Source organism: Methylobacterium sp. GC_Met_2, assembly GCF_026540795.1.
Lineage (GTDB): Bacteria > Pseudomonadota > Alphaproteobacteria > Rhizobiales > Beijerinckiaceae > Methylobacterium.
Genome location: NZ_JALNUM010000053.1, coordinates 15,967 through 40,988, shown reverse-complemented (window position 1 = coordinate 40,988; position 25,022 = coordinate 15,967). Strand labels below are relative to the sequence as shown.

The window sequence follows — 25,022 nt, the reverse complement described above, 5'->3', positions numbered from 1 at the left end:
GACCCGGATCGCATTATCCAGGCCGCAAAGCACGGGCACCAAGTGTTAGACTCGCACCACTAGATCGTTGAAGGCAGCAATCTGCCCAGCCGCAAAACCCTGAGCGACATCTCCGAAAATTGTATAATCTGGCCTAGTGAGAAATCCTTCTTTTTCGAGAAACTGTTCGTCGGGTCCACTTGCAAAATGGATAGCCCGCGATGAGGGCCAAACTATTTTATCCCAAAGGAGTGTCGCGCAACGCAGCTCTTGCGGATCGAGTTGGCTCGATTTTGCATGCAGGGAAGTGCCGCTTACCACCACGGGCGGGCTAACAACTAAACCCCGTTTAATCGATCGGATTGTTGCGGGACCGCTAAATATACCATCTCGCGTTACATCACTTTGATTGGCCGACGCCCTCCTGCGTTTCGCTTCACCCACGTCTTATCTCCGACCGATGAACCAACATCCATCTCCAAGGATGATTGGGCCAAGCCGCTTCCACAAGCGTCCAGCCCTGCTTTTGTTAACCTCACATGCGTACCGCGGTGGCTATGTCAGCCAGCGCCGCACCCGCTAACCTCCCGCTTGCCGTCGCCTCGTGGCGCGATCAGATCGAGCGCCTATCCGAGCACGCCTCGCCCTGCCGGTATCTTGCCCCGGCGAAATGGAAGGCGATGCGCGAGAACGTGCTGGCCTTCATCGACCAGCACGGCGCAGAGGCCCACCGGCTCGGCTGGACCGCGTCCGAGCTGTTCGGCGTGCACCCGACGAGCGGCACGCTGCGCGTGGATTCCTGCGGCGCCCTGATGCTCGGCACAGTTGCGGCCCAAGCGGTCCATGCTGATCGCGTGGCGTTCGCCCAGACGTCGGGCTACCGGCCCTTGAAGGATCAGACCCCGGGCTTGCCGGTTTGGGAGTTCGCGGTGCGGGCTCTCTGACGATCCGCCTCATCCTCAGCCGCGTGCTTCCGCTTCGTGGCGATCAACACGTCGAGCCAAGCGATTGCGGACTCGTGCACCTGTATGGTCCGCATGTCGCCGAGCGCCTGACCGATCTGCCAGCGGTGATAGGAGCGCACGTCGGACAGCGCCTGGATGTAGGCCTGCTGCTCCGCGGTCACGATGAGCCGCCAGTGATCGCATCCGTCAGCGCCCGTGCGATCACCTTGGCGGCCTCGACGCCTTCCGCCGGCGATAAGCGGTTCGTCTGGATCCGCCGTTCGCGCTCGGCTGCCACATAGATATAGGCTGCGACACGTTCGCCAGCGTCCATCACCTTCACGGACTCCTCGAGCTGCACGATGCGGAGCGGGAGCGCGAGGCCGAACGGGTTGGGTGCCTCGTTGGGCATCCTACTCCTCCATTAGCCCCCGGCTCATGGCGATCCTCACAAGCTCCGCGTCGCTGAACAGCAGGTCGCCGATACGCCACGGGTTCATCTCCTCCCCGACCGGCTCGACGGCAATGCCGGCGGCCCGTAGCGCTTCGACGGCGTCAAGGACGGGGTCGGTGTCGTCGATCATGGCGACGCGATCAGCATCCAGTTGCGGGCTCGTGCCAGACGATCATCGTCCGGGGCCAACGGCATGTCGTCGATCATGCGATTGACGATCTCACGGGTGGTCGGCTCGTCCAGCCCGAGCCCCTGCGCGAACCCGTATAGCTGTCGCATCAGACGAGCGACGACGATCTCGCGGTTCGGATCGGGATCGCTCATCCCTGGACCGGGAAGCCCATGACGATGGCGGTCTTCACCATCGTGCGGCGCAGGCCGGGTGTGATGGCCTCGTCGGCCAGCAGTGCCTTGGCCTGCGGGTGCATCTCGATCGCCTTGGCGACATCGATGGTGTGGCCAGACTTGAAAGCGAAGGGCGGGGCCAATTTGTCCGCGAGGTAGGCGGCGGTGGCCGCCTCGATCTCTTCGTCCGACACCTCGGACTTGCGGCGCAGGTCGCCGACGTTGGGTATCTCTTTGGCCATGGATTTGGACACAGCCTCCCATAACTTGGACACAGCGCCCTAGTGGCCGCACCGGCCATCGGCCCTAATATGCTGGTAAGTCTGGGTAAATTGGTGAGCGCGTTGGGGTTCGAACCCAAGACCTACAGATTAAAAGTCCGTTGCTCTACCAGCTGAGCTACGCGCTCGCGTCCCGGGAGCGCCTCGAGGCGGGTCGCCGGGGACGGCGCGTCCGCAATAGGTGAGCCGAACCGGGGGGTCAACACGGGGAAAGAGAAGAACGCTCAGGCGCCCCCGCTCCGCGCGCGCTCCACGATCGCGCGGGCCTCGTCGAAGGCGGCATCGGCGTCGAGCTCGGTCGTGTCGAGCCCAACCGCATCGTCGGCGATGCGCAGCGGCGCCGCAGCCCGCGAGGAGTCGCGCGCGTCGCGGGCTTCAATGTCGGCCAGGATGGCCGCGAAGGCTACGGTCTCGCCGCGACCGGCCAGTTCCCTATGGCGGCGGCGCGCCCGCTCCTCCGAGGACGCTGTGATGAACAGCTTCACCCCGGCCTCGGGGCAGACCACCGTCCCGATGTCACGCCCGTCCAGCACCGCGCCCTGCGGATCGGCGGCGAAGCGTCGCTGCCATTGGAGCAGACCGGTCCGAACCTCCGGCACCGCGGAGATCCGCGAGGCCGCCTCACCCATGGCCCGGTCGCGCAGACGCGGATCGTCGAGCTTTTCCGGATCGAGGGCCTCGGCGGCACGGGCCGCGGCCGCGCAGTCGTCGAGTGAGAGGCCGGCATCGAGCAGCGCCAGCGCGACGGCGCGATAGAGCAGACCAGTATCGAGATGCGGCAGGCCGTAATGGTCGGCCAGGCGCTTGGCCAGCGTGCCCTTGCCCGACGCAGCCGGACCGTCGATCGCGATGACGAGCGGCATCGGCATCATGCTCCGATCCGGCCGCCGAGGGCCCGCATGGTCGGCAGGAAGGTCGGGAAGCTCGTGGCGATCATCGCCCCGTCATCCACCGTCACCGGGTCCCGCGTGGCCAGACCCATCACCAGGAACGCCATGGCGATGCGATGATCGAGATAAGTCGCCACCGTGCCGCCCCCACGGGCCGCCGCCCCGTCGCCCTCGACCACCAGATCGTCACCCTCGACCGTGTGGCGGACACCGTTGGTCGCAAGGCCGGCCGCCACGGCGGCGAGGCGATCGGATTCCTTGACCCGCAACTCGTGCAGGCCGTTCATCCGCGTCCGGCCTTCGGCGAAGCTCGCCGCAACCGCCAGCACCGGATACTCGTCGATCATCGCGGGCGCGCGTTCGGCCGGGACGTCCACGCCCTTCAGGCGGCTCGCGCGCACGCGCAGATCCGCCACGGTCTCGCCGCCCTCGTCCCGCTCGGCGATGCGCTCGATCTCGGCGCCCATCTCGAGCAGGGTCGTGATCAGCCCGGTCCGCAGCGGGTTCATCATCACGCCCTCGATCACCACGTCGGATCCCGGCACGATCAGCGCCGCCACCAGCGGGAACGCCGCCGAGGACGGATCAGCCGGCACCACCACGTCGGTCCCACGCAGGGTTGGCTGGCCGGTCAGCGCGATGCTGCGGCCGTGGCCCTCGGGTCCGTGCGACACGACTTCAACCGCGGCGCCGAACAGGCGCAGCATGCGCTCGGTATGGTCGCGGGTCGCTGCCGCCTCGATCACCGTCGTGGTCCCGGGCGCGTTGAGGCCAGCGAGCAGCACCGCCGACTTGATTTGCGCCGAAGCGGCCGGCGTCTCGTAGGTGATCGGGATCGCCTCCTTCGGCCCGCGCAGGGTCAGAGGCACGCGCCCGCCCTCTGCCTCGGTCAGGACCTGCGTGCCCATGCGGGTGAGCGGATCGAGGATGCGGCGCATCGGCCGGGATCGCAGGGAGGCGTCACCGTCGAAGGTCGCCGTGACAGGCTGGCCGCCGACCACGCCCATCATCAGCCGGGAGCCCGTGCCGGCATTGCCGAAATCCAGAACGTCCGCCGGATCGCCGAGGCCTCCTATGCCCACGCCCCGCACCCGCCAGCGCCCGGCGTCGAGGCGCTCGACACTGGCGCCCAGGGCCTTGGCGGCCGCCGCGGTACGCAGCACGTCGTCGCCTTCGAGCAGGCCCTCGACCTGGGTCTCACCCTCGCTGAGAAGGCCGAGGATCATCGCCCGGTGAGAAATCGACTTGTCGCCGGGCGGGCGCAGCCGTCCCCGCAGGGACGTACCGGGTGATGCGGTCAGAGGCTCGGGAGGCGAATCGTGCGACACGGAAGGTCCGTTCGTGCTCGAAGGTGGGCCGGGATCCGGCGCGTCGCGCAGCATCGCCGCGCCGCTGCAATCGGACCGTGAAATCGCGGTGCGGTTAACACGCGCACCAGCGTACGTCATCCACGCGATCTCCAGCATCGGATCCATGCCCTGGATCCTTGCACCGCCCCAGGGGCGCGACGCCCGGGACGCGGTGTGCCGCGTTCGATTGACAGAGGCGGCGCCCGCGACTAACGGGGCCGCTTCCCCGAGACATTAGTAGACGACGAGGTGTCCCCCCGTGGCCCGACCGGAACTTGGCTTAAAGCGCCAGTGCATGAGCTGCGGCGCGAAGTTCTACGACCTCGCCCGTGATCCCGCCACCTGCCCGAAATGCGGCGCGGTTTACCAGGCGGTCGCCACATCGAGCCGTGCTGCGCCTCCGGCGCTGGCGCGGGCCTCGAACACCAATGACGAAGAGGACGAGACGGACGAGAAGGGGCCGGAGTTGGTTTCCCTCGATGAGGTCGAGGCTGCCGAGGACGAGGCGGATCCTACGCCCGACGACGAGACGACCGAGGACGGGGATGCGGCCGAGGACGATACCTTCCTCGAGGAGGAGGATGCCGGCGACGACGACGTTTCCGACCTCATCGACGGCGATATCGAGAACGACGAAGAGAGTTGAGGCGGTCCCCGCCTCCCCCTCGAAAAAACCCCCGACGAAGGCGAAAAAAAGGGGTTGAGTCTGCGGCGCGAGCCGCCTATAGAACCGGCCTCGCCGGACGTTAGCCGGACGGCGAGACCGCCGCGGAACCCAAACCGCGGTGGATGAGAGTGGGGCCTTAGCTCAGCTGGGAGAGCGCTTCCATGGCATGGAAGAGGTCATCGGTTCGATCCCGTTAGGCTCCACCATCCTCCTCTCGCACGTTGTGGCCCGATCGGCTCTTCGTGCCTTGGTCCTCCAAAACATTATTGCTACGACCCCATTCTTCGCGAGGGAAGTCCTTCTACCGGGTTAAATGCCCGAGCGGCAACGCCGTCGTGTATTTCACTTGCCCCAGCGCGAAGCTCGAGCGGATGTTGGCCACCCCTGGAATCCGGGTGAGATGGTCGAGCACGAGCCTCTGGTACTGGCCCAGATCCTCGACCACCACCCGCAGCATGTAGTCGGCCTCGCCGCTCATCAGGTAGCACTCCATCACCTCTGGACGGTTGCGCACCGCCTCGTCGAAGGCTTGAAGTGCCGCCTGCGTCTGCTTTTCCAGCGAGACATGCACGAAGACGTTGACCGCGAGTCCCAGGCTCAGCGGATCGACCACCGCGACACAACCGCGGATCACGCCGCCCTCCTTCAGGTCATTGACACGCCGCCAGCACGGCGAGGTCGAAAGCCCGACCTTCTCGGCGAGGTCTGCGATACTGATCTCGCTGTCCTGCTGCAGGCGTTCGAGGATGCGCAGGGAGGCGGGATCCAGGGCAACAGGGCGATGAGGCATTCGTTCGCTCTCGTGTTCAACGCCGGCATATCATGCCGCTTAAGGGCGAATATGCGAAGCGTTCGGTCTTCTCTGTCGACGAATTGATGCGGTTGAAATGTCCTATCTTGGCGCCTGTTTGGGGCAAATGGACCGGAAACGCGAGGGTGTAGCCTGATCTTCGGCATGTCCAGCCGTCCGAGCGCCAGTATGATCCGGCGTATAGAGGGAGGCCGCGCCGATGAACGCCATACCGCCGAAAGCCACCGTCGCGCGGTCCGCAGAGGTCGATCACGACCCGGCGGAAACGCAGGACTGGCTGGCGGCGCTGGACTCACTGGTTCGCACGGAGGGCGCGGCGAGGGCGCGGTTCATCCTCGACCGGCTGGAGCGCCGCTCGAAGGAGATCGGCATCCTCGATGAGGCTTTGCCCTATTCGCCCTATCGAAACACCATTCCCCTGGAGAAGCAGCCGCGCTACCCGGGCGACCTCGATATTGAGGAGCGGCTGACCTCGATCATGCGCTGGAACGCGCTCGCCATGGTGGTGCGCGCCAACATGGCGTACGGCGAGTTGGGTGGCCACGTGGCGAGCTACGCCTCGGCGGCGGAGCTGTTCGAGGTCGGGTTCAACCACTTCTTCAAGGGCGGCCCGGACGGCGACCTCGTCTACTTCCAGCCGCACTCGGCGCCGGGCGTCTACGCCCGGGCTTTCCTGGAAGGGCGGCTCTCCGAGGAGCAGCTGAAGCATTACCGCCAGGAGATCGCCGGCGACGGCCTCTGCTCCTATCCGCATCCCTGGCTGATGCCGGATTTCTGGCAGGTCCCCACCGGTTCGATGGGCATCGGCCCGATCCACGCGGTCTACCAGGCGCGGTTCATGCGCTATCTCGGCCACCGCGGCCTGGCCGACACCTCCGCCCGGCAGGTCTGGGGCGTGTTCGGCGACGGCGAGATGGACGAGCCGGAATCGATCGGCGGCCTCGCGCTCGCCGCCCGGGAGAAGCTCGACAACCTCACCTTCGTGATCAACTGCAACCTGCAGCGGCTGGACGGGCCGGTGCGCGGCAACGGCCAGATCATCCAAGAACTGGAGAGCCTGTTCCGGGGCGCCGGCTGGAACGTCATCAAAGTGCTGTGGGGCTCGGAATGGGACGGGATCTTCGCCCGTGACACCAACCATGCCCTGCTGCGCCGTTTCGCCGAGACGGTTGACGGCAAGTACCAGACGCTGGGCGCCAAGGACGGTGCCTACAACCTCGCCCACTTCTTCGGCGAGGATCCGGAGGTGCGCGAGCTCGTCGCCCACATGTCGGACGCTGACGTGGACCGGCTAAAGCGCGGCGGCCACGATTTCCGCAAGCTCTACGCCGCCTTCGCGGCCGCCAAGGCTACGAAGGGTCGGCCGACCGTGATCCTGGCCAAGACCAAGAAGGGTTACGGCATGGGCGGCGCCGGCGAATCGCGCATGACCGCCCACCAAGCCAAGAAGCTCGACGTCGACGCGCTGCGCGCCTTCCGCGACCGCTTCGCGCTGCCGCTCTCCGACGCGCAGGTGGAGGGCCTGTCCTTCTACAAGCCAGCCGAGGACGGCGCCGAGATGCGCTACCTACGCGAGCGCCGGGAGATGCTGGGTGGCGTGCTGCCGGCCCGCCGCCGCACCGCCCCGACCGTGACGGTGCCGCCGCTCTCGACCTATGCGGGCTTCGCGCTCGAAGCCGGCGGCAAGGAGATGTCGACCACCACCGCGGTGGTGCGCTTGTTCGGCAACCTCCTGAAGCACAAGGATCTCGGCCCCCGCGTCGTCCCGATCGTCGCCGACGAGGCGCGGACCTTCGGCATGGCCAACCTGTTCCGGCAGGTCGGAATCTACGCTCCTGAGGGCCAGCTTTATGAGCCCGAGGATGCCGGCTCGATGCTCTACTACCGCGAGGCCAAGGACGGGCAGCTGCTGGAGGAAGGCATCACTGAAGCCGGGGCGATCTCGTCCTGGACCGCGGCGGCCACGGCCTACAGCGTCCACGGCCTGTCGATGCTGCCGTTCTACATCTACTACTCGATGTTCGGGTTCCAGCGGGTCGGCGACCTGATCTGGGCGGCAGCCGACCAGCGGGCCCGGGGCTTCCTGATCGGCGCCACGGCGGGCCGGACCACACTCGGCGGCGAGGGCCTGCAGCATCAGGACGGATCGAGCCACATGCAGGCGGCGGCGATTCCGAACTGTCGCGCCTACGATCCGGCCTTTGCCTACGAGATGGCGGTGATCGTCGACCGCGGCGCCCGGGCGATGATGGAAGAGGGCGAGGACGCCTTCTACTACCTCACCGCCATGAACGAGAACTACGCCCAGCCTTCGATGCCGGAGGGCGCGGAGGTCGGCATTCTCAAGGGCATGTACCGTCTATCAGGGCCGGAGGGCGGTGCCGGTACGGTGCGCCTCCTCGGCTCAGGAGCGATCCTGCCGGAGGTGATCGCGGCGGCCGAACTCCTGGCGCAGGATTGGGGCATCACTGCCGAGGTGTTCAGCGCCACCAGCTTCAGCGAGCTGGCGCGCGATGCCCGGGAGGCCGAACGGCAGGCGATGCTCAATCCCGAGGCTGAGGCGCCGGTCAGTCACGTGGCGGCGTTGCTACCGGGATCGGCGCCGATCGTTGCGGCGAGCGACTACGTCCGGGCCTACCCGCAGTTGATCGCCTCCTATGTCGGCGCGCGCTTCGTGGCGCTCGGCACCGACGGGTTCGGCCGCAGCGACACCCGCAGCGCACTCCGCCGCTTCTTCGAGGTCGATCGGCAGCACGTGGCGATCGCCGCCCTGCACTCTTTGGCCGAGGCCAGAGAGGTGCCACGCGCCGCGGTCGCCGAGGCGATCCGCCGATACGGCATCGCCGCGGACGCTCCCGCGCCTTGGACCATCTGAGGCCGGGCCCCCGCCGTGGGGCCTCCATACGTCGCACGATTCCCCCGAACGCCCGTCCTACGGAAATTCACCCGCATGAGCGCCGCGCTGCAGATCGCCCTTCCGGATATCGGCGACTATCGGGACGTGCCGGTCATCGAGCTTCTGGTGAAGCCCGGCGACCGCCTCTCGGTGGACGACCTGATCCTCAGCATCGAATCCGACAAGGCGACCATGGAGGTCCCATCCCCGGTCGCCGGCGTGGTGCGCGAGCTTCTGGTCGCGGTCGGCTCGAAGGTCTCGGAGGGGACGCCGATCCTGATGATGGAGGCTGGTGGGGGGGGCGCTTCGGATCTAGCGCGCGCCCTCCCTACCCCCTTTGCGGGGGAGGGTGGCCCTCGCGTCAGCGAAGGGCGGGAGAGGGGAGCGATGGTTCAGGAAGGAGCTGAAGCCCTCACGACGGCCAAGCCATCGTCTGCGCCGTCGCTCCCCTCTCCCGATCCGCTTCGCGGGCCACCCTCCCCCGCAGAGGGGGGAGGGAAGGACCTGCAACCGGCAGCGCCGCTCCCGGCATCGTCCGGCGACATGCATGCCAGCCCGTCCGTGCGCCAGCTTGCCCGCGAACTCGGCGTGGCCCTGGACAACGTGCCCGCCACCGGCCCCAAGGGACGGATCCTCCGCGAAGATATCCATGCCTTCGTCAAGGCCGCCCTCGCTGCGCCGGCCTGGCAGCCGAGCGCGCCGGTCTCCGGGATCGGCGCCGGACTGCCGCCCTGGCCGGCGGTGGATTTCACCAAGCACGGCCCGGTTCGGCGCGAGCCCCTGTCGCGGATCCAGACACTTTCGGGTGCCAACCTGAGCCGCAACTGGCTGACGATCCCGCATGTCACGAATTTCGACCGGGCCGACGTAACGGAAATCGAGTCGTTCCGCACCGGCCTCAACCGGGAGTCGCGCACGCCGCCCGCAAAGGTCACCATGGTGGCCTTCCTGATCAAGGCCGCAGCCTCCGCGCTCCGGGCCTACCCACGCTTCAACACGTCGCTCGAAGGCGGCGACCTCGTGCTCAAAGGCTATGTCCATGTCGGCTTCGCAGTCGACACACCGAAGGGCCTGATGGTGCCGGTGGTGCGCGACTGCGACCGGAAGGGGATCATCGAGATTGCCACCGAAATGTCTGCGTTGACCGACAAGGCCCGGGCCGGAAAACTTTCGGGCGCGGACATGCAGGGCGGCAGCTTCTCGGTGTCGTCGCTCGGCGGTATCGGCGGCGACGGCTTCACGCCGATCATCAACGCCCCCGAGGTGGCGATCCTCGGCGCGGCGCGCTCGCGCATGGAGGCGGTTTGGGACGGCAAAGCCTTCCAGCCGCGCCTGATCCTGCCGCTGAGTCTGTCCTGGGACCACCGCGTGGTGGACGGCGTGGCCGCCGCCCGCTTCCTCGGACACGTGGCCTCGGTCCTGTCAGACCTGCGGCGCGCCCTCCTGTGACGGTCCTCGCCATGCCTGCGTTCCACGAGATCCGCGTCCCCAATCTGGGGGACTATGCAGACGTGCCTGTCATCGAGATCCCGGTGGCGCCGGGAGAGGCGGTCACCCGCGATCAGACGCTGCTGGTGGTCGAATCCGACAAGGCGACCCTGGACATTCCGTCCCCGGTGGCGGGACGACTGACGGAGATGCTGGTCGGCCTCGGCGATAAGGTCTCGGCCGGGACGCTGGTCGCGCGCATTGCCCTCGCCGACCGGGATGCCGAGGCACCCTCCCCCCTGCCGGCTCCCGCCCAAGACCCGGATGCGCAGTGCGACGTTCTGGTGATCGGCGGCGGACCCGGCGGCTACTCGGCCGCCTTCCGGGCCGCCGATCTCGGGCAACGGGTCATCCTCGTGGAACGCGATGCGACGCTGGGCGGCGTATGCCTGAATGTCGGCTGCATACCGTCCAAGGCCCTGCTGCACGTGGCGTCCGTCACCGAGGAGGCCCAGCGCCTCGCCGCCCATGGCATCAGCTTCGGCGCTCCCGCGATCGATCTGGACAAGCTGCGTAGCTTCAAGGTCGGGACCGTGCGCCGTCTCACCGACGGGCTTACCCAGATGGCGCGCCAGCGCAAGGTCACCGTGATCCGTGGGACCGCGCGCTTGACCGGACCCAAGACGGCCACTGTCGCCACACACGAGGGCGGCGAACGCAGCGTCGCCTTCGCCACCGCCATCGTGGCGGCCGGCTCCTCACCGGTCGCGTTGCCGATGTTGCCGGAGGATCCGCGCATCGTGAACTCCACCGGTGCCCTGGAGCTGCCGTTCGTGCCCCGCCGGCTGCTGGTGATCGGCGGCGGCATCATCGGCCTGGAGATGGCCACCGTCTACAGCGCGCTCGGCGCCCGGGTCGACGTCGTCGAACGGTTGCCAAACCTGCTGGAGGGCGTCGACCGCGACCTCGTGGTAATCTGGACCAAGCGCAACGCGCACCGCTTCGACCGCCTGCTGACTGGAGCCGCGGTGATTTCCGCCACCGCCGGCCCGGAGGGCATCGCCGTCACGCTGGCCGGCGAGGTGCAGGCCACGACCTACGATCTCGTGCTCCAGGCGGCCGGGCGCCGGCCGAACGGTGCGGAGCTCGGCCTGGAGGCTGCCGGCGTCACCGTGGAAAACGGGTTCGTGCCGGTCGACGCGCAGATGCGCACGAACGTGCCTAACATCCTCGCCATCGGCGACCTCGTGGGGCAGCCGATGCTCGCCCACAAGGCCGTTCACCAGGGCCACGTGGCTGCCGAAGTCGCCTCCGGGCACCGGTCCGGGTTCGATGCCGCCGTGATCCCGTCCGTGGCGTATACCGATCCGGAAATCGCCTGGGTCGGCGTCACCGAAACGGCAGCACGGGCGGCTGGCCGGGCCGTGGAGGTGGCGCGCTTTCCGTGGGCCGCCTCGGGTCGGGCCATCGCTTACGGCGCGGATTATGGCCTGACCAAACTGCTGTTCGAGGCGGGAACCAAGCGTGTCGTGGGCGGCGCCGTCGTGGGGCCGAGCGCTGGCGACCTTATCGGCGAGATCGCGCTGGCCATCGAGATGGGGGCGGACGCCGTCGACATTGGCCGGACGATCCATCCGCACCCGACCCTCGGTGAGACGGTCGGTCTCGCCGCGGAGGCCGCCCTCGGCCTCTGCACCGACCTGCCACCGGTGGCGCGACGGTAGCGGTTCCCGCACGGGCACATAAGGACTAGCGATGGCCCTGGGATGGACTCCCGACCGGCAGCGGCGTTAACGGCACGCCGAGAGCGAAGCGTCGATGAGGAATCTGCGTGTGGAGATGCCGTTGCCGGGCGGACGATCCCCGAGGCATCCGATCGTCGTCTTGGTTGCCCTTGTGGCCACGCTGGCGATGACCCTGCCGGGCCGAGCCATCGCTGAGGCCCCGATCGCCATCAACAAGCCAGCCAACGCCGAAGTCCTCGTCGCGGCTTTGCGCGACCGCATCCTCGGCTCCGACAGCGCAACGCTCGCCCTCGAAGGCTGGTGCGCCGAGCATCGGCTCGCTGCCGATCCGCATCTCGTGGCTTTACGCCTTCCGGGTCCGGACAAGCCGCTGACCGCTGCGCAGCGCGCCCGGTTAGCGATCGGCCCGGATGAGCCGGTGCGCTATCGTCGGGTGCGCCTCGTTTGCGGCGAGCACGTGATGTCCGAGGCGGACAATTGGTACGTGCCGGCGCGGCTGACGCCTGAGATGAACGCCGTGCTGGACGGGACCCGCACGCCGTTCGGCCGGGTCGTACGTCCGCTCGCTCCGGTCCGCCGGACCGTCGAGGTTCGCGCCCGCCCGCCGGGCACAGCACCGGAGGATCCGTTGTTCGAAGTCGATGCGGTGCTCTCGACCGGAGCCGGACAGCCCTTCTGCGAAGTCGTAGAGACCTACCTGGGATCTGCCTTACCGACAGCGACGCGGTGAGGCTCGGGTATCCATCGGGGCGCATCAGCCTGCGATGGTTCAGGGCTCTCCGCAACGGCGAACGGATTGCGCGGTAACACTATCTGCGCCGGACCGCCCGCTTTGGCGTGATCCGGACGCGTCTGGAGCGGGCGAGGCTGCGAGCCCGATGATACAAACCTTGAGCAACGATCAAGCAGGCTCCGAGTCGGGCCGAACGAAAACAGCGGGAGGAACGGGCATGCGTTCGAGGCTTGGCCTTGCGGCTTTGGTGACGGCCGCGGTCGGCTTTCTGTCGTGTACGGCACGGGCAGCCGATCCGGCGGGACTGTGGCTGACGGAGACCGGCAGCTCGCGCATCCGCGTCGCGCCCTGCGGCAGCGGCTATTGTGGAACGATCGTCAGCGCCCCCGGCAAGGCGCTGGACGCCAAGAATCCGGATCCGGCGCTGCGGACCCGCAGCGTCGTGGGCGTGCAGATCCTCGACGCCCGCCAGCAGGATGGTTCGGGCTATTCAGGCTCGCTCTACAACCCGAATGACGGCAAGACCTATTCGGGGTCCCTGCGCCTGACTGGCCCGAACACGCTTGAGGTTTCGGGCTGCGTCATGAGCGTTTTCTGCAAGCGCCAGAGCTGGACGCGAGTCAACTGAAGCGCTGTCCGCCCTCTACCGCGTCGCAACAGCGCAGGATCGATTGTGCGCTAACGAAGTTGCCTGGGTCTGACAACGGTAGGATTTCTTATGACCCGGACACTGCTCGTCACCGTGCTGACGCTGGCTGCCATCGCGCCGGCCACCGCCCAAGTCCTGGAGACGCCGAATGGCGCTCGGGTCGGTGTACCGCCTGGCGCTCCTGGTGTGGTCAGCACGCAGTCCGGCACGACCGGCAACGACCCGTCGATCACCTATTCCCCGACAGGCCGCCCGGCCGATACGATTGCGACCGACTCGGCCGCCGCCGGCAACGCGAACCAGCCGTCGCGGGTCGCACCGCAGGGCGGTGCTGGCGGCGGCGGCAAGTAAGCCCTCGCCGAGAGCGCAATACGCTGGATCGTGTAGGCCGCACCGGAAACGGTGCGGCCTTGTTTGTTCAGGCCGCCGCGGTGAGGGCCTGCTCCACAGCGTCGAGGGCGGCTTCCGCGCCGGCCCCGTTGGGGCCGCCAGCCTGCGCCATGTCACGCCGTCCGCCGCCGCCCTTGCCGCCGAGCGCCCCGGCGCCGGCCCGGACCAGCCCAACCGCGTCGTAGCGCTCCGTCAGGTCGTCGGTCACCCCGACCACCAGGCCGGCCTTGCCATCGGGGCCGACACCGACCACCGCTACGATGCCGGACCCCAAACGCTTCTTCTCCTCGTCGACGATCGGCTTGAGGTCGCGCATGTCGAGGCCTTCGACCACCGACCGGCGGAACGCCACGCCACCGACCTCGGTCTGTTGCGCGCCCGACCCCGGGCCGCCCTCGCCGCCCATGGCGAGCTTGCGCCGGGTCTCGGCCAACTCACGCTCCAGGCGCCGCCGCTCGTCCATCAGAGCCGTCAGCCGATCGGGTGCCTCGGAGGCCGGGGCCTTGAGGATGCCCGCGAGCGCTGCCAGCGTGCGGGCCTCCGCGGCGCGATGATGCCGGGCCGCGTCGGCTGTCAGCGCCTCGATCCGGCGCACGCCCGCGCCCACCGCGCTCTCCGCCACAATGGTGATCGCGCCGATATCGCCGGTGCGCCCCGCATGGGTGCCGCCGCAGAGCTCGACGGAGAAGTTCTTCGGCCGCCCCTGCCCGGCTTGCGCATCGACCGGAAGGCCCATCGAGACGACCCGCACCTCATCGCCGTATTTCTCGCCGAACAACGCCCGCGCGCCCGACGCGATGGCGTCGTCCACCGCCATGAGTTTCGTGACCACCGGCGCGTTCTGCAGCAGCACCGCGTTGGCGATATCTTCGACCCGGACGAGTTCGTCGGCCTCGATCGGCTTCGGATGACTGATGTCGAAGCGCAGGCGCTCGTGGCTCACCAGCGAGCCCTTCTGGGCGACATGGTCGCCCAGCACCTGCCGGAGCGCCTCGTGCAGGAGGTGGGTCGCGGAGTGGTTGGCCCGGATCGCCCGGCGGCGGGCGTGATCGACCTTGAGCTCCACCGGCTGGTCGAGGCTCAAGCGCCCCTCCTCCACGGTGACGTGGTGGACGAACAGGTCTCCGAGCATCTTCTGGGTGTCGGTGACCCGCGCCCGCACGCCCTGCGCCAGGATCACGCCCGTATCACCCACCTGACCGCCCGATTCGCCATAGAAGGGCGTCTGGTTGACGAGGACGAGGCCGGTCTGGCCCGCTTCGAGGCCTTGCACCTCACCGCCGTCGCGCAGCAGCGCGGTGACGATGCCTTCGGCGCTCTCGGTCTCGTAGCCCAGGAACTCCGTCGCGCCGAGGCGGTCGCGCAGCCCGAACCAGACAGTCTCGGTCGCCGCCTCGCCCGAACCCTTCCAGGCCTCACGCGCCGCCTGCTTCTGGCGCTGCATTGCCGCCGTGAACGCCTCGGTATCGACGCCGATGCCCCGGGCCTTCAACGCATCCTGGGTCAGGTCGAGGGGGAATCCGTAGGTGTCGTAGAGCGTGAAGGCGGTCTCGCCGGAGAGCTTGTCGCCCTCCTTGAGCTCGCGGCTCTCGGCGTCGAGGATCGACAGGCCCCGCTCGAGGGTCCGGCGGAAACGCGTCTCCTCCAGCTTCAGCGTCTCGGCGATCAGGCTCTCGGCCCGCATCAGCTCCGGGTAGGCTTGGCCCATCTCGCGCACCAGGGTCGGCACAAGCCGGAACATGGTCGGCTCACGGGCGCCCAGGATCTCGGCGTGGCGCATGGCCCGGCGCATGATCCGGCGCAGCACGTAGCCCCGGCCCTCGTTGCCCGGCAGCACCCCGTCGGCAACGAGGAACGAGGCGGCCCGCAGGTGGTCGGCGATCACCCGGTAGGAGGCCATCGTCGCGGGCTCGGGCGCCCGCGAGACCGCGTGAGCCACGGCATCGATCAGCGCCCGGAACAGGTCGGTATCGTAGTTCGAGTGCACGCCCTGGAGGATCGCCGCCATGCGCTCGAGGCCCATGCCGGTGTCGATCGACGGCCGCGGCAGTGGGTTGCGCGAGCCCGGCTCCAGCTGCTCGTACTGCATGAACACGAGGTTCCAGAACTCCAGGAACCGGTCGCCATCCTCGTTCGGAGAGCCGGGCGGCCCGCCCTGCAGTGCCGGGCCCTGATCGATAAAGATCTCCGAGCACGGCCCGCAGGGTCCGGTATCGCCCATCTGCCAGAAATTGTCGGAGGTCCCGATGCGGATGATCTTGTCGTCCGAGAGACCTGCAATCTTCTTCCACAGGCCTGCGGCCTCGTCGTCGTCGGCGTAGACGGTCACGAGGAGCCGGTCGGGCTTCAGCCCGAACTCCTTGGTGATCAGCGTCCAGGCCAGCTCGATCGCGCGGTCCTTGAAGTAGTCGCCGAACGAGAAGTTGCCGAGCATCTCGAAGAACGTATGATGGCGCGCCGTGTAGCCGACATTGTCGAGGTCGTTGTGCTTGCCGCCAGCCCGCACGCATTTCTGTGCCGTCGTGGCCCGGTCGTAGGCGCGCTTCTCCATCCCGGTGAAGACGTTCTTGAACTGCACCATGCCGGCATTGGTGAACATCAGCGTCGGATCGTTCTTCGGCACGAGGCTCGAAGAGGGCACGACCTCGTGCCCCGCCTTGGCGAAGTAGTCGAGGAAGGTCGACCGGATCTCGTTGACGCCGCTCATCAAGGCTGACTCTGGCAGGAACACGGGACCGGGCACCGCTCACCTTCGAGCGGCATCCGCATGGCGCCCTCTTAGAGCCGTTCTGGACCGGGTTGCAATCGGTGCCCGGCCTAAGTGCTTGCCGTCCCGTGCTCCCTGGCGATTCGCCGCTTCCGGTGTCGCATCTTTGGACGAAAATCGCGCCTTTCCCGCAACGACGCTCGGAATTGTGGTCTGAACCCGTGCCTTGAAGGCATCGGCCGCGAAAACACCGCGATTAGCCTCAGGACAGCCACAAGCGCGGCCGTGTTGTCGCCACATCTGTCAAGCGATGATGAACCCGTGGCGCCGTCAACGGCGCGGGGAATCGGATCAACGATGCAGGGCCGCACGGTCGGAACGTCGAAGGCCATCATGGGCAAGTCTGGCGCCGGGCATTTCGGCGCTCGCCGTGCCGACGTGATAACCGCGCAGCCGATGCTCGGCCGCGCCCACGGCAGCGCTCCGGCCCTGGTCCGGTCGCTGATGACCGTAACGCTGATCGCCGGCGGTCTCAGCGCGGCCCTGATTGGCTCGGGTGTCGACCTCGGCAAGGTGGGCCTGTCGCCGGCCGTGTCCGTCGCGGAAGCCGCCACCGAGATCCCAATGCCCCGACCGCGCATCCACACGGTCGCGCTGGAAGACGAGCTGGATCGCACGCCGCTGCGAGCCTCGTCGAGCTTCGCCGCCGTGCATGACCTCGACACCGAGATCGGCTCGAATACGGTCGACCGTGTCTCCTACGACTTCCTGCTGTCCGAAAGCGCGACGGGCGATCCGAACGACATCCTCGAATTCGGCCCGATGAAGATCCGGCGCCACCTCGTGCAGACGATCGTGCGCGCCGCCCAAGCGGTCCAGACCGACCCGGTCCTGCTGATGGCGGTGGCCGACAAGGAATCGAGCTTCGTCACCGCGGTCCAGGCCAAGACCTCCTCGGCGACCGGCCTCTACCAATTTATCGAGCGCACGTGGCTTGGCGTGGTCCGCGACTTCGGCACCAAATACGGGATGGCGAAGGAGGCCGCGCTGATCACGGCCGACAGCAACGACCGGCCCGTCATCACCGATCCGGCCGAGCGGGCCCGGGTGCTCGAACTCCGCCGCGACCCCTACCTCTCGGCGCTAATGGCCGGCGAGATGCTCAAGCGGGACGCCGCCCGAATCGCGCTCCGCATCGGTCGCGAACTGACCCTGGGTGAGGTCTATCTCGCCCACTTCCTCGGTCCGGACGACGCCGAGGAGTTCCTGGCCAACGTGGTCAACAAACCCGCCGCCGCAGCGGCCGCGCTGCTCCCCGGCCCGGCCCGGGCCAACCGCTCGATCTTCTTCGCGGCCGGCCGATTCATCGGCCGGGGCCGGCACCGCAAGCCGATGAGCCTCTCGGTGGCCCAGGTCCACGAGAAGTTCGAGACGATGATGAGCAGCCGCGGGTCGCGCTACCAGAACGTGCGCGCCGTCTCGGGTGTCATGGCGTATGCGGATGCGGAGACCGCTACGCAGTAACGGGTCGGCGAGCCGGCGCCGGATTCCGCATCGGCGCGCAACCACCGGCGGATTGCCGACTTTCCTCCTTGCGCGCCGCGCTTTCGTCCTGCGCGCGTGAAGACTTCGGGGGGAGTCCTTGAGGAAGCACCAAACGAGCGCACCCCTGCCGCTCACCGATACGCTCACACCGGGTATTCCGCTCGATCAGATCGGCAGGACACTCGCCTCGTTCTACGACGACCTCGTGTCTGAGGGCGTGCCCGAGCACCTTGCCGCCCTGGTTCGCCGCGTCCGTCAGACCGAGGCCGAAGAGCCAGCGCGACCCGAGGCTGGCGCCGCCGCGACGGCTGCGGTGCATGCGCGGCTCGCGCTTGTGGTCGAGGACGATCCCCAGATCCGCGCCCTGGCCGAGACGCTGCTCGAGGAGACCGAGCTCGACGTGATCGGCTGCGATAGCGCCGAAGCCGCACTCTTGGTCCTGCAGGCGCGTGGCGGAGACGTTGCCCTGGTCTTCGCCGATATTCGGCTAGCCGGCCAGATGGACGGTTTGCAACTCGCCCGGGCGGTGGCGACCCTCTGGCCCCGGGCGCGGCTGGTGGTGACCTCCGGCCACGATTTGCCCCGTCCCGACCTGCCGCAGGAAGCCGTTTTCATCGCCAAGCCGTGGCGTCCGCTCGACGTGCTGGTCGAGGCGGAGCGCGCGGCTGCCGAGCCTGCACCCCCTGTTATCTGACGCTTCAGCCTGTGGTCGTTCGCCGGCTTCGGTGCAGCTCTCCGTCGAACGAGCCCATCCCGCGAACCTGCGGGGCCCGGGCCTTGCATAACTCGATCGCGCGTTAATGGAGTCTGCAACGGCGCGCGCCGGAAGAGAGCCGTTTTGCCGATCCTATCCGTACAACACCGAACGACTTATCGGTACCGGCGCCCGGTCTCGTTCGGCGAGCACCGGATCATGTTCCGGCCACGTGACAGCTATGACCAGCGGTTGATCGAGGCGACCCTCGATATCGCACCGGAACCGGCCACGCTGCGCTGGCTGTTCGACGTGTTCGGCAACTGCGTGGCGGTGGCGACCTTCGACACACGGGCGGAGACTCTCACGTTCGCCTGCGGCATCACCCTGGAACACACGCCGGAGCACGCGCCAGTTTTCCCGCTGGCCCCGCACGCGACTCATTTTCCGTTCGGATACGGGGCCGAGGACATGCCGGACCTTGCCCGCTCTATCGAAAGGCAATGGCCCGATCCGCGTCACGAGGTCGATGCTTGGGCACGCAGCTTCCTGCCGGCAGACGGGCGCATTCCCACGCAGGAGTTACTGGCAGCCATGACCCGCGGCGTCCGGGCAAACTTCACCTATCTCGCCCGCAGCGAAAAGGGCGTGCAGGACCCGCTCACGACCCTGCGTGGTCGGCGCGGCTCGTGCCGGGACTTCGCCGTGCTGATGATGGAAGCGGTGCGTGCGCTCGGGATGGCAGCTCGGTTCGTGTCCGGATACCTCTACAATCCCCGCAACGACCGGGCGCGCCATGTCGGGGGCGGCTCAACCCATGCGTGGCTGCAGGTCTATCTTCCGGGCGCCGGCTGGGTCGAGTTCGATCCCACGAACGGGATCGTCGGAAACCGCGACCTGATTCGCGTGGCGGTGACCCGCGATCCCGCGCAGGCTGTGCCACTGCACGGCTCTTTCTTCGGTCTGGCCAGCGACGATCTCGGCATGCGCGTCGAGGTCGACGTCGTCGAACTGCCCGGAACGGGAGCAAATCCGGTCTCGACCGCCCCGATACTGCATCAAGGGTCCGCCCCCAGCCCGGCGCGTTGATCCAGGATCCCAAACGAACATGCGTGGCGACCCCGCGCGGAGAGCGATACAGCAAGGTGGCCGCGATGAAGATCAAGACGGGTTTCGATATCGCTTTCACAATGACCCAGCCGACCCCGATGATCCTGATGCTGAGCGTCCACCCGTCGCGGATGCCCGACGTACTGACGCCGCACGTGATCACTTTCGATCCGCCACTTCCGGTGCATGAGTTCCGGGACACCTACGACAATATCTGCCACCGCATCGTCGCGCCGCCCGGCCAGTTGACGGTCTCGGCGGATTTTACAGTCGCCGACAGCGGCGAGCCGGATGTTATCGAGCGCGAGGCGCGGCAGATCCCGGTGCAGGATTTGCCGGACGCCGTACTGATGTTCCTGCTTGGCTCGCGCTATTGCGACACCGACAAGCTGTCCCAGACGGCATGGTCGCTGTTCGGCTCCACGCCTGAGGGTTGGGCCCGCGTCCAGGCGATCGTCGACTACACGCACGAGCGCCTGCGCTTCGACTACCAGCGTGCCGACGCCACCCGTACCGCCCATGACGGCTTCATGCAGCGCGAGGGCGTCTGCCGCGACTTCGCCCATCTGGCCATCGCGCTGTGCCGGTGCATGAACATCCCAGCCCGCTACGCCACCGGCTATCTCGGCGATATCGGCGTGCCCATCGACCCCGCACCGATGGACTTCTCCGCCTGGTTCGAGGCCTATCTCGACGGTCCGGCGGGTCCGCGCTGGTACACGTTCGACGCCCGCCACAATCGCCCCCGCATCGGCCGCATCGTCATGGCCCGCGGCCGCGACGCGACCGACTGCGCGATCTCGACCAACTTCGGCTACGCCCATCTCGCCCGCTTCGACGTGCACACGGATGAGGTCGTCTGAGCGGACTGGCACGGGCGAGCGGGCCTGCGTATTCCGCCGCCCACCGAAATCGTGGCGGTTGTGTGGAACTGTCTGCCTATGCTCACGCTTGTAATGGCAAAGGTTATTGCACAGGTAGGCCACTCATGAAGACCACGGTCACCGCACTCGCCGCGCTGCTGGGCGCGACTGTTCTTGCCGCAACGCCGGCCCTCGCGGCTTCGTCCTACGATCCCTTCGGGACCGAGGATTCAAACTCGTATTATCAGGATCAGGGCCAGTACGGTTACCAGGGGACTTACGCCCCGGGTTACGGCCAGGGCGTGCAGGCCGCGCCGCAGGCGCAGGTCCAGCCGATCCCGCGCGAGGTCGTGGCGTTCGATGCGCCCTACGCCCCCGGCACGATCGTGGTGTCCACCGCCGAGCGCCGCCTCTATTACGTTATGGGCAACGGTCAAGCCCTGCGCTACGGCGTCGGCGTCGGTCGTCCTGGCTTCAGCTGGAGCGGCACCAACACCATCACGGCCAAGCGCGAGTGGCCGTCCTGGACGCCCCCGGCGGCCATGATCGCCCGCCGCCCCGACCTGCCGCGCTACATGGCCGGCGGCATCGAGAACCCGCTTGGCGCCCGCGCTATGTATATCGGCCGCACCGAGTTCCGCATTCACGGCTCGAACGAGCCGGACACCATCGGCCAGGCGGTGTCCTCGGGCTGCATCCGGATGACCAACGACGACGTCACGGACCTGTACGAGCGGGTCAAGGTTGGCGCCAAGGTCATCGTGCTGAACTGAACGGTCCGGCCTGGCTGACGCCGGGACCACCCTGAACGATTTGGCCGCGTCGCTGAGCCGGGTGACGCGGCCAAACTTTTTCTACGGCACGACCCGGCCCACGGCCGTCTGCGCCGGGCTGAATGACGCGATCGGAAGATCGCAGAAGCACCGCACGCCCAGGGGCCGCGGACCGGGAAGCGGGCAAGAGAACGGCTTCGGCCCGGTGATGCCCTGTTGGATGGCATCGCAGTTGAAGCCCACAGGGGCCCGTTCCCGTCGGCGCGGCACCGGGCGGTACTCACCCCCGTAGCCGGACGGCGGCTCGCCGTAGGCCGGCTCTTCGACATATTGCGCGCGGGCCGCATTCCCAGGCAGCGCGGCGGCAAAGGCCAGCGCGGCGATTGTCAGACGGAAAGAATCACGCAGGCGCGTGCGACCGGAAACAACGGGGCGCATCCTTGAATCCTTCGCTCGATGCGGACCGACCTGTCCGCCGGGCGGATCTCGACGGCAATACCGGCGAAAACGAGACGGCCCGCCACCGGAAACTGGCAGCGGGCCGCAACATCATTGCACCGGGGCGATGTTAGTGATTGGCGCGCTCGGCGGCGTCCTGCACGTTCTGAGCTGTCTGCTTGGCAGCGTCCTGACCCTGCTCCATCGCCTTGCGGGTCTCGTCAGCACCCTGCTGCATCGCCGACTTGGCGCGCTCGGCACCCTGCTGCATCGCGCTCTGCGCCAAGCCGCTGAACTCCTTGGCCTGGGCCTGGATGGCGGCGAACTGGCTGCGCACGAACTCGGCCTGATGCTGCATCGCCTCCTGCATGTCGCGGGAGCGGACGAGCTTCTGAGCGAGATCAAAAGCCGCGTTGACGTTCTGCTCGGCATATTCGAAGCCGCGGGTGGAAACGTCACGGGCGTTGGTGCGCGCAACTTCCGCGGAGCCCTGCACTGTATCGGCCGTGCGACGGGCTGCACCGATGAAGCTGTCGAAGGCCTTGCGGGCCTGCTCGACGCTCTTCTCGGCCATGTCGCGCATCTCGGCGGGAACTTCGTAATTCGGGGGATTGGCCATAGGTCGTCTCCTCTTGTGTCAGCCTGTGGATGGCTTGTTGTGCGCTGCACAATAACCGATTCGCTGCCATATGCCAGCCACGCCATCGGCGTTAAGGTTGACATAACGTAAACGTATGACGGTCGTTGCGAAGATTAAGCGCCGCGGCGACACAGCGTTTACAAAAGTGCGTCGGTCGTCGTCGTTTCTCACCGGGAGGAGCGTCGGATCGCGTAGGGGTTCGAGGTCGCGGGCTTTGGAGACGACACTGACACCGGCCAATCCGGAGCGTGGGCTCGGTCTCGCCACGGCTTTCGCGGCCTGGCGGCGACTGCCGAGTTTGTCGGCGGCCCTGGCCATGCCGGACCCGATCCATCTCGTCGTCGATGCGGCCGACGGGCGGATGCTTCACGCCTCCCCGGCCGCGCACGCCCTGTCCGCCGCGCTTTCCGGCCCCGGTCGCGCGGACTTATTCCGGCAGATCCTGTCGACGGCTCCGAACGACGATGCCCCCCGGCTCGCACGGCTACGCCTCGATCCCCGCCGCATCGCGCCCCCGGTGCTCTGTTGGCTGTCCCGTGGGCACCGCGACGATGGCACGGACGCGATCCTGGTGATCCCCACGGCTCCCCTCGCACCGCGGACGCACCAGCGCCAACACAAGAGCGCGCCGGCACCGAAGCCGGCCCCGGTCGTCGTCCGCGATGATCGATTTCTGTGGCGGCTCGACGCTTCGGGTGCGGTGATCCAATTCGCGGGCCCGGATCTTCTGGCCGGACTCATCGGGCAACGGTGGCAGGATCTCGCGGCGGCTGGACGCATGTCGGGCGCCGACGGGGTTTTGGCGGCTCTGCGTGAGCGGCGGACCTTCCGAGGGGAGCCAGCGGTGCTGGATGCCGGAGCCGGTCCGTGCCGGGTCGAACTCTCGGGTGCACCGCTCGGCCGTGGTGAAGCCAGCGGTTCGGGCTTTGCCGGCTTTGGGCTGCTCCGGTCCGGACCCACGGCACCGCCGGTCGACCTACCGGAAGCGTCGCCGATCGACCTGCCGGAAGCGTCGCCGGTCGCGGACGCGCCGCTCCCACCGACCGCAACCCCGTCCGCTCCACCCGAGCCCGCAGCGGTGACGCGCGAACCCGAACCGCCGCCCGTTGGCGAGCCGGAACCCGTGGCGACCGCGCTTTCGACCGACGAGCATGCCGCGTTCCGTGAGATCGCCCGGGCCCTCGGAGCGCGTTACGCCGGCGATGAGGCGACGTCGGACGAAGCCCCGCCGAGGCCGGACGGCGGCGCCATCATGCCATTTCCCGGTCCGCAAGCGCCCCCCCCGGAATCGCGGGACGGCGCAGGCCGCGCCGCCGCGTTCCCCGAGCTTCTGGCCGGGCTTCCGGTTCCTGTGATGGTGCATCGCGACGGTGTGATCCTGGCGGCGAATCGCAAGCTTCTGGAGTTGACCGGCGACGCTGACGGCGCGGCCCTGTCGGCGCGCGGGCTTGGCGCAGTGCTTCCCGGCGCACCACACAGGGCGGACGCGGATCCGGCGGCGCGACGGACCACCGTCACAGGCGCCGACGGGCACGTCCGGCCGGTCGAGATGTTGAGCGGCGCCTGCACCTGGGCGGGGGCGACTGCCGCATGCCTGATCCTGCGTCCGGTCGACGAGTCCGATGCCGCCACGGCCCTGGCCGCCGAGCGCCTCGACCGCACCGCTCAAGCCGAGCGGGCGACCGCCGCTGAGTCCGCGCTGGACGCGCTCGATACCGGCGTGGTGACCCTCGATCAGGCAGGGCGAATCATGTCGGTGAACCGCGCCGCCGCCCGCCTGTTCGATTGCGCGCCACGGGAGATCGTGGGTGGCAGCTTCGTCGCTCAGTTCGATCGGGACTGCGTGCTGACCGTCGCCGATGTCCTGCGTGGCGTTGTCCGGGGCCCCCGCCTTGTGACCCTCGCGGGCACACCCGTGAGCCTCGACGTCAAGGCTGCCGAGGGAAACAGCCACCGGTTCGCCATCGTCGAGCGGGCGAACCGTCTCCGCGCCCAGACGCCGACGGGCGCCTCGGATCGGGACCCCTCGAACGGCACCGGACCCGCGCTGATGCGCGCGGATCGCGCGTTCCGCGAACCGCTGACCGGTATGATCGCGCTCGCCGACGCGATGTTGAAGGAGCCCTTCGGCGCCTTGGGCGACGCGCGCTACCGGGCTTGCCTCGCCGAGATCAAGGCATCCGGCGACGCGATGCTCGAACGCGTCGGCAAGCTGCTCGACCTCGCGGCCGTGGAGGCCGGAGCCCTGCACCTCGAGCCGCGCACCCTCGATCTCAACGATGTCGTGGCGGGGTGCGTGGCGCAGCTCCAGGCCGAGGCGGCCCGCGGCCGCATCGTCGTACGTACGAGCTTTTCGTTGGATCTGGCGGAGCTGGAGGCCGATGAGCCGTCCGTGAGTCGCGCCGCTGCCCTTGTCATCGAGAATGCGATCCGGCGGTCGGCAGTCGGCGGCCAGATCATCGTGTCGACCGGTGCGGCCGAGCGGGCGGGCGTCGCGCTCCGGGTTCGCGATACGGGGGCGGTCGCGCGGTCCGCTGCCGACCGGGGCCGGGATGTCGAGGAGGGTCTGGCCCTGCCCCGCGCCCTGGTGGAAGCGAATGGCGGCCGCCTGCAGCTGTCGACGCCGGCGGAGGACGGCACGCTGGTGGAAATCATCATGCCGGCGCGTCGGGCGGCGGCGGGCTGAGAGCG

The 25,022-nt window shown here is 68.1% G+C and carries 25 protein-coding genes and 2 tRNA genes; 15 read left to right on the top strand and 12 right to left on the bottom strand.

The window, feature by feature from the left end:
- Positions 1–536: 536 nt before the first annotated feature.
- Positions 537–923, top strand: a complete 387-nt coding sequence (locus tag OXS49_RS18290; protein ID WP_267426000.1) for a hypothetical protein — start codon at positions 537–539, stop codon at positions 921–923.
- Here the strand turns inward: OXS49_RS18290 and OXS49_RS18285 are convergent.
- From OXS49_RS18285 to aroA, 8 genes are all read right to left on the bottom strand, one after another.
- Entirely contained in the window at positions 875–1,105 is a 231-nt protein-coding gene (locus tag OXS49_RS18285; protein ID WP_267425999.1) for a hypothetical protein, read from the bottom strand. The two genes, OXS49_RS18290 and OXS49_RS18285, sit on opposite strands and share 49 nt — an antisense overlap.
- Complete coding sequence (locus OXS49_RS18280; protein WP_267425998.1) at positions 1,102–1,335, bottom strand: hypothetical protein; 234 nt, start codon at positions 1,333–1,335, stop codon at positions 1,102–1,104. Before OXS49_RS18280 ends, OXS49_RS18285 begins: the two co-directional genes overlap by 4 nt.
- Position 1,336: 1 nt before the next feature.
- Positions 1,337–1,507, bottom strand: a complete 171-nt coding sequence (locus OXS49_RS18275) for a hypothetical protein (RefSeq protein ID WP_267425996.1) — start codon at positions 1,505–1,507, stop codon at positions 1,337–1,339.
- Positions 1,504–1,701 (bottom strand): hypothetical protein, encoded by a 198-nt coding sequence (locus OXS49_RS18270; RefSeq protein ID WP_267425995.1) that lies wholly within the window; start codon positions 1,699–1,701, stop codon positions 1,504–1,506. Before OXS49_RS18270 ends, OXS49_RS18275 begins: the two co-directional genes overlap by 4 nt.
- Positions 1,698–1,964 (bottom strand): hypothetical protein, encoded by a 267-nt coding sequence (locus tag OXS49_RS18265; protein WP_267425994.1) that lies wholly within the window; start codon positions 1,962–1,964, stop codon positions 1,698–1,700. The genes OXS49_RS18270 and OXS49_RS18265 overlap by 4 nt, the downstream gene beginning before the upstream one ends.
- 91 nt (positions 1,965–2,055) lie before the next feature.
- Positions 2,056–2,131: transfer RNA gene (locus tag OXS49_RS18260), tRNA-Lys, on the bottom strand.
- Positions 2,132–2,227: 96 nt separating this feature from the next.
- Complete coding sequence (cmk, locus tag OXS49_RS18255) at positions 2,228–2,866, bottom strand: (d)CMP kinase (protein ID WP_267426002.1); 639 nt, start codon at positions 2,864–2,866, stop codon at positions 2,228–2,230.
- A gap of 5 nt (positions 2,867–2,871) precedes the next feature.
- Positions 2,872–4,221 carry a 3-phosphoshikimate 1-carboxyvinyltransferase gene (aroA, locus tag OXS49_RS18250; protein WP_267425993.1) on the bottom strand — a complete coding sequence of 450 codons (1,350 nt, stop codon included), beginning with the start codon at positions 4,219–4,221 and terminating at the stop codon, positions 2,872–2,874.
- A 280-nt stretch (positions 4,222–4,501) separates the two neighbouring features.
- On the opposite strand from aroA, the gene OXS49_RS18245 reads away from it, so the two are divergent.
- Both OXS49_RS18245 and OXS49_RS18240 read left to right on the top strand, forming a co-directional pair.
- Positions 4,502–4,888, top strand: a complete 387-nt coding sequence (locus tag OXS49_RS18245; RefSeq protein WP_244008087.1) for a TIGR02300 family protein — start codon at positions 4,502–4,504, stop codon at positions 4,886–4,888.
- 151 nt (positions 4,889–5,039) lie between these two features.
- Positions 5,040–5,115: transfer RNA gene (locus OXS49_RS18240), tRNA-Ala, on the top strand.
- A 95-nt stretch (positions 5,116–5,210) separates the two neighbouring features.
- Here the strand turns inward: OXS49_RS18240 and OXS49_RS18235 are convergent.
- A complete protein-coding gene (locus OXS49_RS18235) occupies positions 5,211–5,699 on the bottom strand; it encodes an Lrp/AsnC family transcriptional regulator (protein ID WP_244008089.1) in 489 nt (162 codons plus the stop codon).
- Between the two features lie 220 nt (positions 5,700–5,919).
- On the opposite strand from OXS49_RS18235, the gene mdeB reads away from it, so the two are divergent.
- From mdeB to OXS49_RS18205, 6 genes are all read left to right on the top strand, one after another.
- Entirely contained in the window at positions 5,920–8,595 is a 2,676-nt protein-coding gene (gene mdeB, locus OXS49_RS18230) for an alpha-ketoglutarate dehydrogenase (protein WP_267425992.1), read from the top strand.
- Between the two features lie 75 nt (positions 8,596–8,670).
- Positions 8,671–10,065, top strand: a complete 1,395-nt coding sequence (locus OXS49_RS18225) for a 2-oxo acid dehydrogenase subunit E2 (RefSeq protein ID WP_267425991.1) — start codon at positions 8,671–8,673, stop codon at positions 10,063–10,065.
- An 11-nt stretch (positions 10,066–10,076) separates the two neighbouring features.
- On the top strand, positions 10,077–11,768 hold the full coding sequence (gene lpdA, locus OXS49_RS18220) for a dihydrolipoyl dehydrogenase (protein ID WP_267425990.1): 1,692 nt from the start codon (positions 10,077–10,079) through the stop codon (positions 11,766–11,768).
- Between the two features lie 160 nt (positions 11,769–11,928).
- The gene (locus tag OXS49_RS18215) at positions 11,929–12,519 is read left to right on the top strand and encodes a hypothetical protein (protein WP_267425989.1); all 591 of its coding nucleotides are present in this window, start codon (positions 11,929–11,931) and stop codon (positions 12,517–12,519) included.
- 220 nt (positions 12,520–12,739) lie between these two features.
- The gene (locus tag OXS49_RS18210; protein ID WP_267425988.1) at positions 12,740–13,150 is read left to right on the top strand and encodes a DUF2147 domain-containing protein; all 411 of its coding nucleotides are present in this window, start codon (positions 12,740–12,742) and stop codon (positions 13,148–13,150) included.
- Positions 13,151–13,240: 90 nt separating this feature from the next.
- Positions 13,241–13,522 carry a hypothetical protein gene (locus OXS49_RS18205; RefSeq protein ID WP_244008101.1) on the top strand — a complete coding sequence of 94 codons (282 nt, stop codon included), beginning with the start codon at positions 13,241–13,243 and terminating at the stop codon, positions 13,520–13,522.
- A gap of 67 nt (positions 13,523–13,589) precedes the next feature.
- On the opposite strand, the gene alaS is transcribed toward OXS49_RS18205, so the two are convergent.
- Positions 13,590–16,268: an alanine--tRNA ligase gene (gene alaS / locus OXS49_RS18200; protein WP_267425987.1), complete on the bottom strand. Its 2,679-nt coding sequence runs from the start codon at positions 16,266–16,268 to the stop codon at positions 13,590–13,592.
- 357 nt (positions 16,269–16,625) lie between these two features.
- Here alaS and OXS49_RS18195 point away from each other — a divergent pair, with 357 nt between their 5' ends.
- The 5 genes from OXS49_RS18195 (at position 16,626) to OXS49_RS18175 (ending at position 21,253) form a co-directional block, all read left to right on the top strand.
- Complete coding sequence (locus OXS49_RS18195; protein ID WP_244008103.1) at positions 16,626–17,792, top strand: transglycosylase SLT domain-containing protein; 1,167 nt, start codon at positions 16,626–16,628, stop codon at positions 17,790–17,792.
- 118 nt (positions 17,793–17,910) lie between these two features.
- Positions 17,911–18,507 carry a response regulator gene (locus OXS49_RS18190; protein ID WP_244008104.1) on the top strand — a complete coding sequence of 199 codons (597 nt, stop codon included), beginning with the start codon at positions 17,911–17,913 and terminating at the stop codon, positions 18,505–18,507.
- 144 nt (positions 18,508–18,651) lie between these two features.
- Positions 18,652–19,596, top strand: a complete 945-nt coding sequence (locus tag OXS49_RS18185; RefSeq protein ID WP_267425983.1) for a transglutaminase family protein — start codon at positions 18,652–18,654, stop codon at positions 19,594–19,596.
- Positions 19,597–19,661: 65 nt separating this feature from the next.
- The gene (locus tag OXS49_RS18180; RefSeq protein ID WP_244008108.1) at positions 19,662–20,480 is read left to right on the top strand and encodes a transglutaminase family protein; all 819 of its coding nucleotides are present in this window, start codon (positions 19,662–19,664) and stop codon (positions 20,478–20,480) included.
- A 125-nt stretch (positions 20,481–20,605) separates the two neighbouring features.
- Positions 20,606–21,253 carry a L,D-transpeptidase gene (locus tag OXS49_RS18175; RefSeq protein ID WP_244008110.1) on the top strand — a complete coding sequence of 216 codons (648 nt, stop codon included), beginning with the start codon at positions 20,606–20,608 and terminating at the stop codon, positions 21,251–21,253.
- 81 nt (positions 21,254–21,334) lie between these two features.
- On the opposite strand, the gene OXS49_RS18170 is transcribed toward OXS49_RS18175, so the two are convergent.
- Both OXS49_RS18170 and OXS49_RS18165 read right to left on the bottom strand, forming a co-directional pair.
- Positions 21,335–21,691, bottom strand: coding sequence for a hypothetical protein (locus OXS49_RS18170; protein WP_267425981.1), 357 nt, complete (start codon positions 21,689–21,691; stop codon positions 21,335–21,337).
- A 130-nt stretch (positions 21,692–21,821) separates the two neighbouring features.
- Positions 21,822–22,310: a phasin gene (locus tag OXS49_RS18165; protein ID WP_244008113.1), complete on the bottom strand. Its 489-nt coding sequence runs from the start codon at positions 22,308–22,310 to the stop codon at positions 21,822–21,824.
- Positions 22,311–22,545: 235 nt separating this feature from the next.
- Here OXS49_RS18165 and OXS49_RS18160 point away from each other — a divergent pair, with 235 nt between their 5' ends.
- A complete protein-coding gene (locus OXS49_RS18160) occupies positions 22,546–25,017 on the top strand; it encodes a PAS domain-containing protein (protein WP_267425979.1) in 2,472 nt (823 codons plus the stop codon).
- The last annotated feature ends 5 nt before the right edge of the window (positions 25,018–25,022 follow it).